14 protein-coding genes are annotated in these 17,467 nt (G+C 37.5%); 2 read left to right on the forward strand and 12 right to left on the reverse strand.

What is annotated here, in order from left to right; translation table 11 throughout:
- Window positions 1–47 precede the first annotated feature (47 nt).
- From LQV35_RS04440 to yajC, 11 genes are read right to left on the reverse strand one after another with little or no spacing between them, the layout of a single operon-like run.
- The gene (locus tag LQV35_RS04440; RefSeq protein WP_230056642.1) at window positions 48–719 is read right to left on the reverse strand and encodes an endonuclease III domain-containing protein; all 672 of its coding nucleotides are present in this window, start codon (window positions 717–719) and stop codon (window positions 48–50) included.
- Entirely contained in the window at window positions 719–1,495 is a 777-nt protein-coding gene (locus LQV35_RS04445) for an ATP-binding protein (protein ID WP_230056643.1), read from the reverse strand. The genes LQV35_RS04440 and LQV35_RS04445 overlap by 1 nt, the downstream gene beginning before the upstream one ends.
- Window positions 1,492–4,434 carry a DEAD/DEAH box helicase gene (locus LQV35_RS04450; RefSeq protein ID WP_230056644.1) on the reverse strand — a complete coding sequence of 981 codons (2,943 nt, stop codon included), beginning with the start codon at window positions 4,432–4,434 and terminating at the stop codon, window positions 1,492–1,494. The genes LQV35_RS04445 and LQV35_RS04450 overlap by 4 nt, the downstream gene beginning before the upstream one ends.
- A complete protein-coding gene (locus LQV35_RS04455) occupies window positions 4,415–5,608 on the reverse strand; it encodes a Mur ligase family protein (protein WP_230056645.1) in 1,194 nt (397 codons plus the stop codon). Before LQV35_RS04455 ends, LQV35_RS04450 begins: the two co-directional genes overlap by 20 nt.
- A gap of 4 nt (window positions 5,609–5,612) precedes the next feature.
- Window positions 5,613–7,175 (reverse strand): GGDEF domain-containing protein, encoded by a 1,563-nt coding sequence (locus tag LQV35_RS04460; RefSeq protein WP_230056646.1) that lies wholly within the window; start codon window positions 7,173–7,175, stop codon window positions 5,613–5,615.
- Complete coding sequence (gene lptE / locus LQV35_RS04465; protein WP_230056647.1) at window positions 7,162–7,695, reverse strand: LPS assembly lipoprotein LptE; 534 nt, start codon at window positions 7,693–7,695, stop codon at window positions 7,162–7,164. Before lptE ends, LQV35_RS04460 begins: the two co-directional genes overlap by 14 nt.
- A gap of 3 nt (window positions 7,696–7,698) precedes the next feature.
- On the reverse strand, window positions 7,699–10,164 hold the full coding sequence (gene leuS / locus LQV35_RS04470; protein ID WP_230056648.1) for a leucine--tRNA ligase: 2,466 nt from the start codon (window positions 10,162–10,164) through the stop codon (window positions 7,699–7,701).
- A gap of 8 nt (window positions 10,165–10,172) precedes the next feature.
- Entirely contained in the window at window positions 10,173–10,511 is a 339-nt protein-coding gene (locus LQV35_RS04475; RefSeq protein WP_230056649.1) for a DUF6394 family protein, read from the reverse strand.
- Window positions 10,512–10,520: 9 nt separating this feature from the next.
- A complete protein-coding gene (gene secF, locus LQV35_RS04480; protein WP_230056650.1) occupies window positions 10,521–11,492 on the reverse strand; it encodes a protein translocase subunit SecF in 972 nt (323 codons plus the stop codon).
- A 2-nt stretch (window positions 11,493–11,494) separates the two neighbouring features.
- A complete protein-coding gene (gene secD, locus LQV35_RS04485; RefSeq protein WP_230056651.1) occupies window positions 11,495–13,075 on the reverse strand; it encodes a protein translocase subunit SecD in 1,581 nt (526 codons plus the stop codon).
- Between the two features lie 3 nt (window positions 13,076–13,078).
- A complete protein-coding gene (gene yajC / locus LQV35_RS04490; RefSeq protein WP_230056652.1) occupies window positions 13,079–13,348 on the reverse strand; it encodes a preprotein translocase subunit YajC in 270 nt (89 codons plus the stop codon).
- Here yajC and LQV35_RS04495 point away from each other — a divergent pair.
- Window positions 13,321–14,637 carry an apolipoprotein N-acyltransferase gene (locus tag LQV35_RS04495; protein WP_230056653.1) on the forward strand — a complete coding sequence of 439 codons (1,317 nt, stop codon included), beginning with the start codon at window positions 13,321–13,323 and terminating at the stop codon, window positions 14,635–14,637. The two genes, yajC and LQV35_RS04495, sit on opposite strands and share 28 nt — an antisense overlap.
- A 153-nt stretch (window positions 14,638–14,790) precedes the next feature.
- Here LQV35_RS04495 and metK read toward each other — a convergent pair whose 3' ends face one another.
- Window positions 14,791–15,990, reverse strand: a complete 1,200-nt coding sequence (metK, locus tag LQV35_RS04500) for a methionine adenosyltransferase (RefSeq protein ID WP_230056654.1) — start codon at window positions 15,988–15,990, stop codon at window positions 14,791–14,793.
- Window positions 15,991–16,131: 141 nt separating this feature from the next.
- On the opposite strand from metK, the gene sstT reads away from it, so the two are divergent.
- The gene (gene sstT, locus LQV35_RS04505; protein WP_230056655.1) at window positions 16,132–17,391 is read left to right on the forward strand and encodes a serine/threonine transporter SstT; all 1,260 of its coding nucleotides are present in this window, start codon (window positions 16,132–16,134) and stop codon (window positions 17,389–17,391) included.
- Window positions 17,392–17,467 lie beyond the last annotated feature (76 nt).

The raw sequence follows: 17,467 nt of genomic DNA on the forward strand, positions 1-17,467 counted from the left end.
TTTTATAGTAAATTTATCGTAAAATATTAAACCTTAAACCAACCCTTTTAAAACCTAAGTCTCTCGCGCCCCGCGTCACTAAGTAGCTTTCCTTTAATAAGTAGCTTTCCTTTAAAATGTTTTTTACAAAACTCAAGCACAAGTGCATGATAAATTTTAAAAATTTCAGCCTCATTAGTATTTCCAATAAGCTCTGAAATTTTTACCACATCAATGTCCATAAGCCACTCCTGAGCCTCGTCGTAGCTTTCAAACTCATATCCAAGATGATTTAATATCCTTAAGACATAAGTATCAACAACCATTACTGCATGCCCACACGCATAAGCTAATATCGCATCGCAAGTCTCAGCGCCAACACCTTTAATGCCAAGCAGCCACTCACGGCTAACGCTGGTTTTAAAATTTTCAAAACTTCCAAATTCTAACTTTATAGCCCTACAAAGTGTGTGAAGTCGCTTGGCTTTTGTGTTGTAAAAACCACTTGGCTTTATGGCAAGCGCAAGCTCTTCGCTGCTCATTTTTAAGATAGTTTCTAAATTTAAAGCCTCTTTTATGCGCAAATTTTGCAAAGCTTTCTCTACATTTTTCCACGCTGTATTTTGAACCAATATAGCACCCACAACAACTTCAAAGCTACCCTCTCCAGGCCAAACAAGCAAGCTTTTTTCACCATCAAAGTCTTGACATAAGCTAGAAAAAAGATGGGTTGAGTTCATTATTTATCCTTTGAAATTTTATCCCTATAAAGTAAGTAAAACTGCTTTGCGGTGCGACCACTACGGCTTGCTCTAAGCGTCGCATAGCTTTTTGCTAGGTCATGAAGAATCTCTTTATCTACATTTTCGTTTTTAAAATAGTGATCAACGATATCTAGATACTCGGCAAAATTTCCTTGATAAAAGCTTATCCAAAGACCAAATCTATCGGCAAGCGACATCTTTTCATTAACTGTATCGCCGTAGTGAATTTCGCCATCTTTTACAATCACTCCATCATTATCACTTTGCCTTTCACTAACTAGATGGCGACGATTTGAAGTGGCATAAACTAGGATATTTTTAGGAGGTTTTGATATGCTACCTTGCATAAGTGGCTTTAAAAACTTATAGTCTGCGCTACCATTTTCAAAACTCATGTCATCGCAAAAGATGATAAATTTAAACTTATTTTGCTCCCTTAGCTCATCGATAATATCTGGCAAATTTTTAAACTCATCAGACGCGATCTCGATAAGACGGAGATTTTCTTTATAAAATTTGGTAAAAACTGCCTTTAAAAGGCTAGACTTGCCACATCCCATCTCACCCCAAAGCAAAACATGGTTAGCCTCATTTCCATTTATAAAATTCTGTGTATTTAGTATAAGCTGAGTTTTTTGAGTCTGAAGACCGATAAGATCATCAATATCAACAAAATCAATCTCTTTCACAGGCACAAGCTGTGCTTTGCTAGATCGCCAAATGGCTGCAAACTCCCTAGTCCAGTCTATCATTTTAAACTCCTTAAATGGCTTATTATCTCGCCAATCACATCATCATCATCTTTGCTTCGTGACTTTAATCTTATCTTTTCATCTTTTTGGTTTGTTAAAACTATATTTTGCTCAGCATTTGATATGGCTTTAAAGCCATGTTTTAGTGCTAAAATTTTGATGATTATAATATCTAAAAACTGTTTTGTATAACTATCAAGCTTGCCAAATCTATCCTCTATCTCGCCACTTATATCATAAACCTCGTTTACATTCACAGCCTTACTAAGCCGTCTATAAAGCTCTAGTCTTAAGCGATCTTCTCGGATAAATTCAGGGTTTAAAAAGGCATTTACACTAAGCTTTAAATCTATCTTGTTTAGTTTTACGCTTTGTTGATTAAGAAGTGAGTTTATCTCATCTTCAAGCATTTTTAGATAAAGTGAGTAGCCTATCGCTTCAATGTGTCCGCTTTGAGCCTCACCTATAATGTTACCACCACCTCTAATTTCTAAGTCATGATAAGCAAGCACACTTCCAGAGCCAAGTGCTGAGTTGCTTTCAAGTGCAACAAGTCGCTTTAGCGCTTCTGGCGTAAGCTCATTTTTATCCTCAACCAAGAAATAACAAAAGCCCTGCTTATTACTTCTGCCAACACGACCCCTAAGCTGATGAAGGTCTGCGATACCAAATTTGTTGGCATTTTCAACTATCATAGTGTTTGCATTTGGCAAATGTATGCCACTTTCTACGATGCTAGTACAAACCATCACATCATATTCGCCGTTTTCAAACTTTAAAATTTCCTCTTCAGTTATCTTCGCGTCTATCTTTGAGTGAAGTATCAAAATTCTTAAATTTGGTAGGATTTTGCGTAAATTTTTAGCGCAAAGCTCTATGTCTGCGATGTGATTATGTATATAAAATACCTGTCCGCCGCACCTCATCTCGCGCATTATCGCCTCTTTTATGATCTTTTCATCCCACTCTTTTACGCTAGTTCTTACATCAAGGCGTTCGCTTGGTGGAGTTTTAAGCACACTATAGGTTTTAATCTTTGAAAGAGCCATATTTAAACTTCTAGGGATAGGCGTAGCAGACATGCTTAAAACATGCGAATTTGATGAAATCTCTTTTAATTTTTCTTTTTGTTTTACACCGAATTTATGCTCTTCATCAACAACGATAAGTCCTACATTTTTTGCCTTTTGACTAAGCAAAGCATGCGTACCGACACAAACACAAGGCTCGCCATCACTTAAAGCCTTTGTAACCTCAGCCTTTTGTTTAGCTGAGCTAAACCTATCAAGCCTAAAAACCTTGATATCAAACTCAGCCAAACGCTCTTTTAGGCTCTTAAAATGCTGCGAGCTAAGAAGCGTTGTTGGCACAAAAAATAGAGCCACAAAGCCAGAAAGTACACATTTAAAAATAGCATTCATAGCAACTTCGGTCTTGCCAAAGCCAACATCACCACTAAGCAGTCTATCCATCACGCGACCGCTTTTTAGCTCATCTGAAATTTCACCAACAGCTGTAAGTTGATCAGTCGTGTATTCAAAGCCAGCTCGAGATAGAAATTTAAGATACTGCGCGTCATCTTTTTGTATCACAAGTCCTTGTACTAACTCACGCTGGGCTGCCATGGCGATGATTTTGGAGGCTATTAAAAACAGCTTTTCGCGTACTTTTTCTTTTATCTTAGCAAAGCTTGCTTTTCCAAGTCTATCAAGTACGGCGATTGATCCGTTTACGGCGATATAGCGGTCTATAAGGTTTAAATTTTCAACTGGCAAAAGTAACCTGTCATCGTTTTGATAGGCAATAACCACAAACTCTTTCGTAGCCCCTAAAACCGTAATCTTTTCAAGTCCCAAAAACTTACCGATACCATACTCTTCATGCACAACATAATCATTTACTTTTAGCTCATCAACTACAAGCGAAGCCTTTTTGGCTCTTGTTTTTTTACTAAACTTGTTTAATGATATAATGACTTTTGTTGGCGAAGTTAAATTTACAACAAGCGGGCTAATTAGTAATTTGACATTCTCGTTGCCAACATTTAAAGCGCTAAAAAGCGACTCGTTGCGAGCTAAAACGGTTATATCTTTGTGCTTGTTTATCTCAAAAAAATCAGAAGTTGGGCTTGCTAAAAGTGGTTTAAATTCCTTTGCTTGGGGAAGGACGCTAAAATTTTTAAATACACTTAAATCACGCTCATCGTCTATCTCTTTAATCTCTTGCGCTAAAACACAGTGAAATTTCTCAAGGTAGTTTTCAAAACCATCTATCGCCCAAAAACCAAGGGAATTTAAGTCACTAACGATAGCATTTGTATTTATATCTTGGAGTTTTTCATTTGCTTTTTCATACTCATTTTTGCTAAGCTTAGCCAAAAATGGCACAACTTCAATACTTTCAAGCTCAGCCTTTGAGCTTATCTGTGTTGAAATATCATAGTTTCTAATGCTCTCAACCTCATCATCAAAGAGCAAAATTCTCACTGGCTCATCATGATTTAGACTAAAAATATCTATCACCTCGCCACGAACGCTAAACTCTCCCCTACTTTCAGCTATGTCAACTATCTCATATCCAGAAAAAAGCAGCTCATCACACAAGGCATTTATGTCTATTTTATCGCCAAAATTTATCGTTATGCTCTTTAGTTGCAAGCTTGATGGAAGTGGGTTTAAGAGTGTTGAATATGGCGAGACGATGAGTTTTTTATCGTTACATTTGTAATAATCACTTAAAATTTTGCTAATATCCACAAGCTCTTCGTTAAAGCTTCGCAAATCATCGCCAAACCTAGCCCTAAAATCTGGCAAAACAAATGTCTTAAGCCCAGCCAAAGACGCTGCATCGGCGCACTCTCTGGCACTTTTATCATCTTGGCAAATTAAAATATCAGTGCTATTTTTGCCAAGAAAATATTCATAAACTTTCTCTTGCATTATATCGCCTTAAAAACGCCTCTACAAGATAAAACGAACCAAAAACTAGATAAATTTCATCATCTTTTGCCTGCAAAATTTTATCCATATCCATATCATCAAAATGGCTAAATTTAAGCTCTAAGTTATCTAAAGCCACTATTAATCTCTGCCCGCCAAGCTCACGACCATGTCCGTCGTAGTCGATGATTTTTACATTTTTTATGATATTTTTTAAAGTAGATAAAACCGCATAAAAGTCCTTATCGGCAAATGCATTATAGATAAGACAAACTTTTTTACCATCAAATTTTTGCGCAATAGCCTGCGCTCCAAGCTCGTTATGTCCCACATCAATATATAAATTTGGTGCAAGCTGCTCACACCTGCCCCTAATATCAAGCCTGCCAAGATTTGTTATATTTAATTCTGATAAAAGTATCTTTGCGGCTGCGGCTGCTAGCGTGAGATTAGAAGTTAAAAACTCTGGTAGCTCAAAAATCTGAGCGTATTTTTTTATACTATCTCTATCATCATTTTTTAAAATTTGACTTGCAAAGTCTATTTTTACACCTAAATTTTTTGCTATCATAAAACCTATATCAGAGCAAATTTTGTCCATTTTATCGTTTAAAATAGCTGGTGCATTGGCATTTATGGCTTTAAATTTAGTAGTAGCTATAGCCTTTAGATCAACACCTAAAACATCGATATGATCAAGTCCTATCGGAGCAAAAAGGCTAAGTTTTTTTTCAAAAACATTTGTAGCATCAAGCTCGCCGCCCATTCCAGCCTCGCATACAAAATACTCACACCCTTCAAATAAAGTAGCCGCAAGCAGTGTAGCATACTCAAAATAGCTAGTTTTTACCCTAAACTCATCTGGCAAAATTTCTAGTAACCTCTGGTGAGCTAGCTCTAAATTTTCATCACTAACGATACTTCCATTAAGCCAAAAGCGCTCTTTAAACTCGAAGATGTGCGGGCTTGTATAGTGCCCAACAGTTTTGCCATTTGCATGTAAAATTTGAGCCAAAAAGCGCCCTGTACTACCCTTGCCATTAGTTCCTATAACATGAATAACCTTAAACGGTTTAAATTTACTTTTAATGCTTTGCCAAGCACGAGGCATGCGGGTATAATCGATCTCTTTATAAAAGAGCGGTTTGCCTTCTAAAAATTTCTCTAGCTTCATAAAGTTAGTTTTTTGGCGATACCTGATTTCTTCCGTTTTGCTTTGAATGATAAAGCATTTTATCAGCATTTTCTATAGTAGACATATCGCTTAGACTTAGGCTCCTAGTTGCAACTCCAGCACTTATAGTAACTTTTATACGCTCATTTTTATATATAAATTTAAAACTTTCGATAGTTTGTCTTATCTTTTCAGCAAACACAACCGCTTCGCCTTGACTTGTGCTTGGAAGTATGACGATAAACTCTTCACCACCATATCTGCCGATAAAATCAATCTTTCTTATGTTTTTCTTAAAAATCATTGCAACCGTGGCAAGTATAACATCACCCGCGTCGTGCCCATAAGTATCATTAATCTTTTTAAAGAAGTCGATATCAAGAAAACAAACAGAGTAATCAGTCCCATATCTTCTGTAAGCCTCTTCGATTCGCCTTAGCTCCTCCATAAGTGCTCTTTTAGTCGCCGTCTTTGTCAAAAAGTCCTCACGGCTTTCTATCTTAGCTTCTTCAAGCTCTTGCTCAAGAGAATTTATACGCTCTTGAAGCTCTGATATAGTTGCCTGCTTGCTACTCATCTCAGCTCCCAGCTCACGGCTTTCTATCTCAAGTGCATTTGCTATATTAAAAAGCATCTCTTTTACTTGTTCAAAGCTATTTGTATCAAGGCTTATCTCGGCAATATCACTTTTAATGCCCTGCATCTTAGCAGTGCTATCTCGTGATGTATTTGCAAGCTCTGAAATTCTACTTCCGATACTACCTAAAACACTATTAAGCGATGAAATTTTCTGAGCTACTTCATTTTTATCGGTTTCGATACGACGAGCAACTAAATTTTTTATCTCATCTTTTATGTTTGGTGAGTTTATCTCCATAGGATTTTTTGAAATGCTAGTATTTATCTGAGCTATCTCATCGTCAAGCTCTTTTGTGATAGATGGTTCAAGCATAATGCCAACAAGCTCAACAAATGATTTTAACATATCGTTATCGTTTTGTAGCATTAAGAAATTTTCAAGCTCGCCCATCATCGTTTTTAGATCTTCATTGCCTTTAACGCCATAGTGCTTTAAGAAGTCAAGATACTCATCATTATAGCCACTAACGATCTCAAACCACTTCTCTCTTACCTCATCAAGCGCAGCTGGATCGCACTTTTTAGATAAAATTTGCATAGACCTTTCAGCCATAGCCTTAGCCTCTTTATTATGAAGCATCGCAACGACCTGAAGTACACGGCGTGCAAACGCATTTAGCGACTTATATCCTTTATCATCATCAACGCTAGCTGCACCACTTTGCGATGAGCGATTAAGTCTAGCTGTAACAAAAGCCACAAACTCATCAATGCTGCTTATGTTCATATTTGCAGCTTGAGTTTTAAACTCAGCCCCTAAACGCGAGATGTATTGTTCTATGCGCTTTTTTTCAGCAGTTGTAAAGCCATATTTTTTACAAATTTCATTATAGACATCAGTATAGTTTTCTGGTGTTAGCATGAGCTGACGATTTTTTATCTCACCCAATGCCTCCTTAACTATCTGTGCAACGCTAATTGCTGCCATGTTTGTATCCTTTTATTGCTAATTTTGATATATATTCATCAAAGGCCTCTTTTGAAGCCTCTTTGATAGCTGTAAATTTCTCCGTATCGCTTATGACACTATCTGCATAGCGTATGTTACTAATGCGCCTTGAAACACTAAAGTCATATTCGCCTACGGTTGATATGTTTTCGGTTTTTCCATCTTTAAAGGTTGTCTTAAAATTTAATCCCAAAATGACCTTATACTCCGAGATATACCCAAACTCATCATAAACCATCGCCTGGTATCTAATCGATGTGTTTGACACTTCTATAAGCGTGTTTGCACTTTGTTTATCACTAAGAGTTTTATGTAGTCTTGATACGATACCCTCTTTTACTGCATCTTTTATCAAAACACTATTTTTTGGCTCAGTTTTGCTAATTATAACATCAACATAAACCCTCTCATCCATAATATCTTGTGTGAGTTTTGAGATCGGTTTATACCCGCAACCAATAAGCAAAAAAGCCATAAAAAAACCTAATAAAAACCTCAAATTTTATCCTTTTATAACCAAATTCACAAGCTTACCAGGGATATAAATTTCTTTTAATATCTCCTTGCCATCAAGCCATTTTGCCGTTTGTGTTTTTGCCTCTTTTAGTACATCTTCTTGTTTGGCTGATGCTGAAATTTCAAACTCTGCACGCTTTTTGCCATTTATGGTAACGGCTAAGTTTATAGTGTCTTTTACAAAAACTTCATCTAAAATTTTAATCTCACCAAAATTTCTCCTACCAAAAAGCCTCTCACTCAGTTCGCAAGCAATGTGTGGCACGATAGGCTCAAGTAAATTTAAGATAATATAAAATCCCTCAGCACTTACATCATCGTTATTTTGGGCATTTATAGCATTAAGAGCTTCCATGCAAGCGGCGATTAAGGTGTTAAATGTAAAACTTTGTGCAAAAACATCTTGCGACTTTACAAGAGCTTCGTACACTTTAAGTCTAGCATACTTCTCCTCTTTGCTAAGATTTGAATGATTTATAGTTGGCATTTGGCTTCTTGGAGCTAAATTTATAGCTCTATCCCAAAGTCTATTTAAAAAGCGATATGCGCCCTCAACCGCGCTATCATTCCACTCAAGCTCTTTTTGAGGAGGCGCAGCAAAAAGTATAAAAAGCCTTGCCGTATCAGCACCATATTTATTTATAATATCATCTGGATCTACGACATTTCCCTTACTTTTACTCATCTTTTTACCATCTTTTAGCACCATGCCTTGAGTTAGTAAATTTTCAAATGGCTCGTCATCTCTCACATAGCCCAAATCTCGCAAGACCTTTTGAAAAAAGCGCGCATAAAGTAGGTGAAGTATAGCATGTTCGATACCGCCGATATATTGATCGACATTCATCCAATAATCAACACCATCTTTATCAAGCGCCATATCTTCCCAAGTCCGCTCATCACTTGCATATCTTGCAAAATACCAGCTACTTTGCACAAATGTGTCCATCGTGTCAGTCTCTCTAATGGCGTCACCACCGCATTTTGGACATTTTGTATACTTCCAAGTCGCATGCTTATCTAAAGGATTACCTTCGCCTGTTATATTTACATCATCAGGTAGTGCTACTGGTAAATTTTTCTCATTCTCTGGCACAACTCCACAATGTGGGCAATGCACGATAGGTATAGGCGCACCCCAATATCGCTGACGAGAGATACCCCAGTCACGAAGCTTGAAATTTGTTACTCTTCGTCCAAGCCCTTTGTTTTCAAAATTTGCTATTATTTTCTCTTTTGCATCTTGAGTTTTTAGTCCGTCTATAAGTGGCGAATTTATGGCGATGCCTGGCTCGCTATTTGCCTTACTAGTGTCATTTTCTCCATCTTCTGGACAAACAACTTGCACGATAGGCAAACCAAATTCGCTCGCAAAGTCAAAATCGCGTTGATCATGAGCAGGCACTGACATGATAGCTCCACTACCATAATCAGCCAAGATAAAATTTGCTACCCAAACTGGAATTTTCTCATTTGTAAGTGGATGGAGAACATAAATACCTAAAAACATGCCGTCTTTTGCGCTGGCTTGACGCTCCCGTGGACTTTGATTTAAGATAGTGCGGATCTTTGTTTTTTTCTCATCATCTAAATTTTCACTCTCAAGCAACGCCTTAACAATACCATGTTCTGGCGCAAGAGCTGTATAAGTTACTCCATAAATGGTATCTGGGCGAGTTGTAAAGACCTCAAATCCATCAAACTTACCGCCTAAAATCTTCTTTGAATCTTCATCCAGCTCAAATTTAAACTCTAGCCCATAGCTCTTGCCGATCCAGTTTTCTTGCATAGTTAAAACCTGGCTTGGCCACTTACCTTCAAGCTTTTTCAGATCATTTAAAAGCTCATCAGCATACTGCGTTATCTTAAAATAATACCCAGGAAGCTCTCTTTGAACTATCTCGTTACCACAGCGCCAACAACAACCCTCTTCAACCTGTTCATTTGCCAAAACCGTCTGGTCATGCTCACACCAGTTTACAACCGCACTTTTGCGATATACCAACCCCTTTTCAAACATCTTTATAAAAAAGCTCTGCTCCCATTTTGTATAAAGCGGGTCAGAAGTGGCTAGCTCACGCTTTTTGGAAAATGAAAGTCCTAGAGTTCTAAGCTCTTTTATCATATAATCTATATTCTCATAAGTCCATTTTCTAGGATGAGTGCCGTTTTTTATAGCTGCATTTTCTGCTGGCATACCAAAGCTATCAAAGCCAATAGGATGTAAGACATTAAAGCCTTTTTTTCGGTAGTATCTAGCTAAAACATCGCTTATAGAGTAGTTTCTAACATGCCCCATATGGATGCGTCCACTTGGATATGGAAACATTGAAAGGATGTATTTTTTAGGTAAAGTATAATCATCTTTTGGCTCAAATTCCTCATTTTTCGACCAAATTTCTTGCCATTTTTTTTCAATATTTAAGGCATCGTATTTTAAAATTTCAGCCATTTTTTCTCCTAAAATTCTTCTTGAGTTTTGCTTGACTCGATAAGCACTAGAGCAAGCGAAAAGATATTTGCTATCAGCGCGCCTATAGCAAGCGAGTAGCAAAGTGTCATATTTGAGCTTACTTGAAGTACGATAAATGCCGGTATAAGGTGCAAGTCAGCAACAAGTGAGCTAGCAAAAAGCTCGGCTGAGAGTATATTTTTCACACCGATTTTAAGCAAAGTAGAGACTAAATTTATACTAGCTGCTACAAACAGTGCTATCTCATTTTTATCGTATAAAAACCCAGCCGTTGTAGTAAGGCTCATCAGAGCAAAAAATATATAAAAAACTTTTCCCCAATTCATAAAAACTCCTTACACTACACCTTTTTCAAACATTGCACGCTCACGCTCACGCTCTTTTTGCTGTTTTTGCTTCTCAGCAAGTCTAGCTCTATATTGCTCAATATTAAATTTAAACCATATAAGAAATGGTACTGCTATATAAACTGAGCTTATAGTTCCTATCAAAATTCCTACTATTAACACAAAAGAGAAGTCATGTATCATATCGCCACCAAAGAAGAACAGCACTGCTACAACCATAAGCGTAGTAAATGATGTTAGTATAGTTCTTGATAGTGTTGCCGATATGCTTTCATTGATAACATCTATCATATCGCTACGCTTGCTTGTTACTATGCCCTCCCTAATGCGATCAAAAATGATAATAGTATCATTTAGCGAATAGCCAAGTATCGTAAGTATGGCAGCTAATGTATCCAAATTTACATTTATAGCAAATAGCGATATAGCACCCAATGTTATGACAACATCGTGAATTTCAGATATGATAGCAGCCACAGCAAAACGCCATTCAAAACGAAGCGTGATATAAATAAGCACTGCGCCAAATGAAACTAAGATAGCCATTAAGCCTTTTTCTCTAAGCTCACTACCAACCTTTGGACCAACTATATCCACACGGCGAATTTCAACATTTCCAGTCTCTTTTAAAAGTTCCTTAACTTCTGCACCAATGTCGCCACTCACACTTGAATCTGAGCCAGAAAAACGAATATTCACCTCATGTTCGCTACCAAATTCTGTTACATTTGCATTTTTTAACTTTTCACTTTTTAAAAGAGTCTCTCTTATCTTATCAAGTGGAGCAACACCCTCGTATTTTACTTGTATCAAAGTACCGCCAGAAAAGTCTATACCGTAATTTAAACCTTTTGTTAAAAGTAAAAAAACTGAACCAAAAAACAAAATAGCAGACAGACTAAGCGAAGCAAATCTGAACTTCATAAAATCATAAACTTTAGCTTTTGTAAAAATTTGCACGCCTAACCCCTTTTATATCCAAACCAAAATCTTGTATTGCCACTTTTTTCTATCCTATCCGCAAGGAAATCAAAGCAGCCATGAGTACCCAAAATAGCCGTAAGCATCGAAGTAAGAACACCTATGCTCATTGTTACTGCAAAACCTTTAATAGGTCCCGTCCCGTAAGCATAAAGGGCAACAACGGTTATGAGCGTTGTGATGTTTGAATCAATGATGGCACTCATTGCATTTTCATAGCCTTTTTGTATCGCAAGGCGCAAATTTGCACCCTCGCGCATCATCTCGCGCATCCGTTCGTTTATGATAACATTGGCATCAACTGCCATACCGACAGTAAGAACTATACCAGCCATGCCAGGAAGTGTTAGTGTAGCACCAAAAAGCGCCATAACAGCCGTAAGTATAAATATATTTGCTACAAGGGCTATATTTGCCAAAATTCCAGCAAAACCATAGTAAAGCACCATAAATATAACAACCAAAACAGAGGCTCCAGCTAGCGCAGTCATACTTTTATTAATACTTTCAGCACCCAATGACGGTCCTATACTGCGCTTTTCAAGAAGTTTTACGGGCGCAAGAAGTGCTCCTGAGCGAAGTGCTATCGCCACATCATGGGCCTCTTCAACAGTAAAACCACCGCTTATCTGACCACTACCACCACCTATGCGCTCATTTATCACAGGTGCAGAGTAAACCTTGCCATCAAGCACGATAGCCAGGCGTTTTCCTACACTTTCACCTGTAAAATCACCAAAAATTCTAGCACCTTCTGAATTTAGGGTAAAATTTATAATAGGTAGGTTATTTTGCTGAGAAAAAGCCACTCTTGCATCTGTTAACATTGATCCATCAAGAACTGGAACGCTTTTTAGGACATATTTTATCTTATCATTTTTTATATCTGGGTATATGGTATTTCCGTAGCTTTCGGCATCTGCTGCACTCATAGTATGTGCCTGATCTTGACGCTTTTCATCAACTGCCATAAGCTGCAAGTGTGCTGCCTTAGCTATAAGATCCCTAGCTCTAGCCTCATCAGCTTCGCTTTTTATGCCAGGTAACTCGACTAATATATTATCACTGCCCTGCTTTGCGACTGTTGGCTCTGCTAAGCCAAACTGATCAAGCCTGTTTCTAATGGTCTCAACAGCTTGAGAAACTGCATACTCAAGTGTCTTTTGTCGCTCTTCCTCGGTTAGTTTTACAGTGTAGCTTAGCCCATCTTTTTGCATATCAAGACCTGAAATTTCAGCTAGCATTTTATCTATCTTAGTGGCGTCATCGCTGTCAATTATACTAAAGCTTACAATCTCATCCTTTGCCCTAAGCTTATCAACTAAAATATCCTCTTTTTTTGCATAATAGTTGATACTTCCGGCAACTGATTTCATTTTTGAATAAACCGCAGCTTCAGTTTCAACACCAAGAAGCATATACAAACCACCTTGCAAATCAAGTCCAAGGCTCACTTTTGCCCCATTTTCAGTTTGCAAAAATGATGGCAAAGAAAAGCCAAGTCCAAGAACAATCGCGACGATAAAAATTATCAGTCGATATGTTATTTTTGCGCTTCGCATATCTTAGGCTTCGATCTTTCTAGCGACAAAATCACGAGAAATTCGCACGATTACATCATCGTTAAGCTTTACTTTGATAAAATCATCTTCTGGTTTCACCACCTCGCAGATAAGTCCACCACTTGTTATGATCTTATCGCCTTTTTCTAGGGCTGCGATCATAGCCGCGTGTTGTTTTTGTTGCTTTTGCTGTGGTCTGATAACCAAAAAGTAAAATATCGCGAAAAGCACGATGAGAGGTAGTAATGAAGCTAGAAAATTTCCTTCTTGCATTTGGGTTCCTTAAAATAAAATTTTTAACCCCGTATTTTAGCATTAAAAAGATAATAAAAGCCTTTGTTGGAGCATTTTTGCTGGCAAATTTTATATATTTTTCCATTTTTGAGAATTTTTGGCTTAGTTTTGTCTCGCCATTTTTAACATTTTTAGGCATTTATATCATTATAAATTTAGATAGGGCTGGATTTTTTTGGGCTGGATTTTTCACGGGAATTTTGTGGTTTTACTGGATTAGCTTTAGCTTTATCTATTACGATCTTGCATGGCTTATGCCAGTTGTTATCTTGGGTATCTCGCTTATTTATGGGCTTATATTTTTAGCAGCTAGTTTTCCTAGTTTTGTGGCTTTGCGTGCTATTTTGCTCTTTGTTTTTAGCTATATTGCTCCATTTGGATTTAACTGGTTTAACCTTGAAGCTACGCTTGTTTTAGGGGCTTTTGAGCCAAGCGTTCGAGGACTTGGCTTTGTATTTTTGGCAGCTATTTTGGCAAGCTATTTAAAGGGCGCCTTTAAACTTTTAGCTATCTTACTATGCTTTGTATGTGCCTTGCAGTTTAAAAGTGCAAGTGGTGCAAATTTGCCATTTTCACTTGAGCTTACAAACACCAAAATAGAGCAGACAAATCGCTGGAACAAAGACCTAAAAAACGAGCAAGTAGATGAAATTTTAGCCCTCATACAACAGGCTATAACGGCAAAAAAAGATGCCATACTTCTGCCAGAAAGCGCACTTCCTTTATTTATCACACACGAGCGATTTTTAAGACAAAGACTGCTTGAGCTTTCTAAAGATATAGCCATCATCTCAGGTGCACTAGCCCATGAAAATGAACAAAATTTTAATTCCGCATTTTTGTTTAAAGATGGCGAAATGTTACGATTTGACAAGCATATTTTAGTACCTTTTGGCGAAGAAATTCCATTGCCAAAATTTGCTAAAAATTTTATAAACAAGCTATTTTATGACGGAGCTAGCGACTTTGCAACAGCAAAAAAAGTTAGTGATTATGAGATTAAAGGTGTAAAAATTCGTAACGCCATCTGCTATGAGGCCACTACAAATGAGCTTCATAAAGGAGAGTTTGATGTTATGTTTGCTATCTCAAACAACGGCTGGTTTTTGCATAAAATTTTACCTTCGACACAGCCTATTTTACAAAGAAATTTACTAAAATACTACGCTACAAAGTATGGCAAAACGATATATCACAGCGTAAATGGCTCTAACTCAGAGATTATAGCTCCAAAACAAAGTCTGCTTAAAGGAAAATTTGGGCTCTAAACCGGCTTATCTTATAAAGCTTTTGTCTGCTGTTTCTTGTGTGACAGAATTTTGCATTAAGAGCCTGCTTATAAATTTATAGCTTGCCCCCTAATTTTTAGAAGGCAAGCAAAGGTGTTTTAAAAATTTTTGGTTAAATTTTAAAATTTTAGCTCAAGCAAGTTTTTTAAACATTTCTACGCTATCAAGCTTTTCCCAAGGATATTTTGCATTTCCAACCTGTCCTTTGGCAGCTACTTTTGCGTATAAAAATGTCTGTTCACTCGGACGATCTAATGCAAATTTTTGCGTTATCCAACGCGGAGTTAGGGCAAAATTTTCCATCACAAATGCTGATAGTTTATCATCATCAACGCTTGGTACATGCGTTCCCATCGTATCTACACTCACAGAAGTTGGCTTTGCCACGCCGATAGCATAGCTTAGCTGCACGACACATTTTTTAGCAAGCCCTGCTGCAACGATATTTTTAGCTATATATCTAGCCGCATAAAGTCCGCTACGATCGACCTTTGTATAATCCTTGCTAGACTGAGCGCCCCCGCCTATCGGAGCGTATCCACCAAAGCTATCTACGATAAGTTTTCTGCCTGTTAAGCCGCTATCGTGAAGTGAGCTGTGATTTACATATCTGCCAGTTGGATTTATGTAAATTATCGTTTTTTCCTTATTATAAAGGCTTTTTGGCAAGCCTGCTTCATCGATTAAATTTTGCACTAAAGCCCTAAGTGTAGCTATATCCATACTCTCAACACAAGGAGCAGAAACAACGATAGTATGTATGCTTTGCGGACGGCAACTTTCAAAGTTATCTTTATTTCCATAATCAATTGTAACCTGCGTTTTTATATCCACGCCTAGCTTATCGGGATTTTCCTTTGCAAATTTATAAACCTTATCACAAAGCATTCTTGCATAAGTGATAGCCGCTGGCATATACTCATCTGCCTCGCAACTTGCAAAGCCAAACATTATACCTTGATCGCCAGCCCCTATTTCGCCGTCTTGTTGATCAACACCTTGATTTATATCTGGGCTTTGCTGATTTATACAAACCTTAACTTCGATATCATCTGGATGCAAGCACTGCTGTTTTGTAAAGTATGGGTTGCCGTTATAGCCTATGTGAGCAAGAGCGTCTTTTACGATGTATTCGTAGTCTTTATAGGATAAGGCAACTTTTGAGTTTATCTCTCCGCCTATGATTATATTTTTACCAGCGACAAAGACCTCGCTTGCGACCCTGCCATTTGGATCTTGGGTGAGAATTTTATCCACGATACTATCTGCTATAATGTCGGCGCACTTGTCAGGATGTCCCGGACTAACCACTTCTGAGGTAAATAAATACATTAAAATTTCCTTCTTTATTTCTTAAAAATTGCATAATTGTAACATTTGTAGTTGAAATTTTTATTAATCAATTATTAAAAATATAAAATTCTGCTTTTTTTCGCTATACTTTTGGCAACTAATTTAAAACAAAGGTTAAACATGAATGCTATTTCAAACTTAGCCAGACGCTATGCTGACGGCAATATGATCATTCAAATTTTAGTAGGTATCACACTTGGTCTTATCATTGGTTTTTGGGCTCATTCACAGCTTGGTGCTAGTGAACAAGCAGCAGCTTTTGCAGGTAAAGTTATAAGTAGCATAGCAGTACTTGGAAACCTTTTTGTTGGAGCGCTTAAAGCTATCGCTCCAGTTCTTGTATTTGTTCTTGTTGCAACTTCGATTATCACGAAAGAATTTGGCGAAGCAAAAGGCATGGGAAAGATAGTTTTTATCTATCTTTTAGGTACACTTTTAGCCTCTGTAGCGGCTGTTTGCGTTAGCTTTTTATTTCCAGTTGAGCTTATCCTTAAAAATGTAAATGCTGCCGAACTTGGGGCACCTCAAAATGTTGTTGATGTTTTAAAAGATCTTATCTTTAAAATAGTTCAAAACCCAGTTACCGCCCTAAGCACTGGCAATTATATAGGCATCATAGCTTGGGCTGTTGGTGGCGGTATCGCGATGAGAAACTGCACAAAAGAGACAAAAAATTTATTTAAAGATGTAAGCGATGGTGTAACAAAAATAGTTCGCTTTATTATCCGCCTTGCTCCTTTTGGTATCTTTGGTCTTGTTGCTACAAGCATTTATGAAACAGGATTTGATGCTCTTGCTGGATACTTAAAACTTATCGTAGTTTTAGTTGGCACAATGCTATTTTGTGCGTTTGTTATCAATGCTCTCATTGGCTTTTTGATAACTGGCAAAAACCCTTACCCTATCATTATAACATCTATAAAAGAGAGTGCTATAACCGCATTTTTTACGCGTAGCTCAGCAGCAAATATACCTGTAAATATGGCACTTTGCAAAAGACTTGGGCTAAAAGAAGAGCTTTACTCTATCTCTATTCCACTTGGTGCGACGATAAATATGGGTGGCGCAGCAGTTACTATCTCTGTGCTTGCGCTGGCTGCTGTAAATTCTCTTAATCATGTCAGCGTTACATTTGGTGACGCTGTGCTTTTAAGCTTTATCTCGGCCATTGGTGCTTGCGGTGCTTCTGGTGTGGCTGGTGGCTCACTACTACTTATCCCGCTTGCATGCGCACTTTTTGGTATAAACAACGACATAGCAATGCAAGTTGTTGCCGTTGGTTTTATAATAGGCGTCGTTCAAGATAGTGTAGAAACAGCCCTAAACAGCTCATCTGATGTCGTCTTTACAGCTTTTGCAAGTCAAACGATAAAGGATTAAATTTAGCCCTACTTTGGGCTAAATTCTCTTTTTTTAAATAACTTTGTGTAAAATACTAAAAATAATTTTTTAGGAT

This window comes from Campylobacter suis (assembly GCF_905120475.1).
Taxonomy (GTDB): Bacteria; Campylobacterota; Campylobacteria; order Campylobacterales; family Campylobacteraceae; genus Campylobacter_A; species Campylobacter_A suis.

Excerpts from the sequence above, each read along its gene's own strand:
- LQV35_RS04440 (WP_230056642.1), bottom strand. The coding sequence starts at position 719 with ATGAACTCAACCCATCTTTTTTCTAGCTTATGTCAAGACTTTGATGGT.
- LQV35_RS04445 (WP_230056643.1), bottom strand. The coding sequence starts at position 1,495 with ATGATAGACTGGACTAGGGAGTTTGCAGCCATTTGGCGATCTAGCAAA.
- LQV35_RS04450 (WP_230056644.1), bottom strand. The coding sequence starts at position 4,434 with ATGCAAGAGAAAGTTTATGAATATTTTCTTGGCAAAAATAGCACTGAT.
- LQV35_RS04455 (WP_230056645.1), bottom strand. The coding sequence starts at position 5,608 with ATGAAGCTAGAGAAATTTTTAGAAGGCAAACCGCTCTTTTATAAAGAG.
- LQV35_RS04460 (WP_230056646.1), bottom strand. The coding sequence starts at position 7,175 with ATGGCAGCAATTAGCGTTGCACAGATAGTTAAGGAGGCATTGGGTGAG.
- leuS (WP_230056648.1), bottom strand. The coding sequence starts at position 10,164 with ATGGCTGAAATTTTAAAATACGATGCCTTAAATATTGAAAAAAAATGG.
- LQV35_RS04475 (WP_230056649.1), bottom strand. The coding sequence starts at position 10,511 with ATGAATTGGGGAAAAGTTTTTTATATATTTTTTGCTCTGATGAGCCTT.
- secD (WP_230056651.1), bottom strand. The coding sequence starts at position 13,075 with ATGCGAAGCGCAAAAATAACATATCGACTGATAATTTTTATCGTCGCG.
- LQV35_RS04495 (WP_230056653.1), top strand. The coding sequence starts at position 13,321 with ATGAAGCTAGAAAATTTCCTTCTTGCATTTGGGTTCCTTAAAATAAAA.
- yajC (WP_230056652.1), bottom strand. The coding sequence starts at position 13,348 with ATGCAAGAAGGAAATTTTCTAGCTTCATTACTACCTCTCATCGTGCTT.
- metK (WP_230056654.1), bottom strand. The coding sequence starts at position 15,990 with ATGTATTTATTTACCTCAGAAGTGGTTAGTCCGGGACATCCTGACAAG.
- sstT (WP_230056655.1), top strand. The coding sequence starts at position 16,132 with ATGAATGCTATTTCAAACTTAGCCAGACGCTATGCTGACGGCAATATG.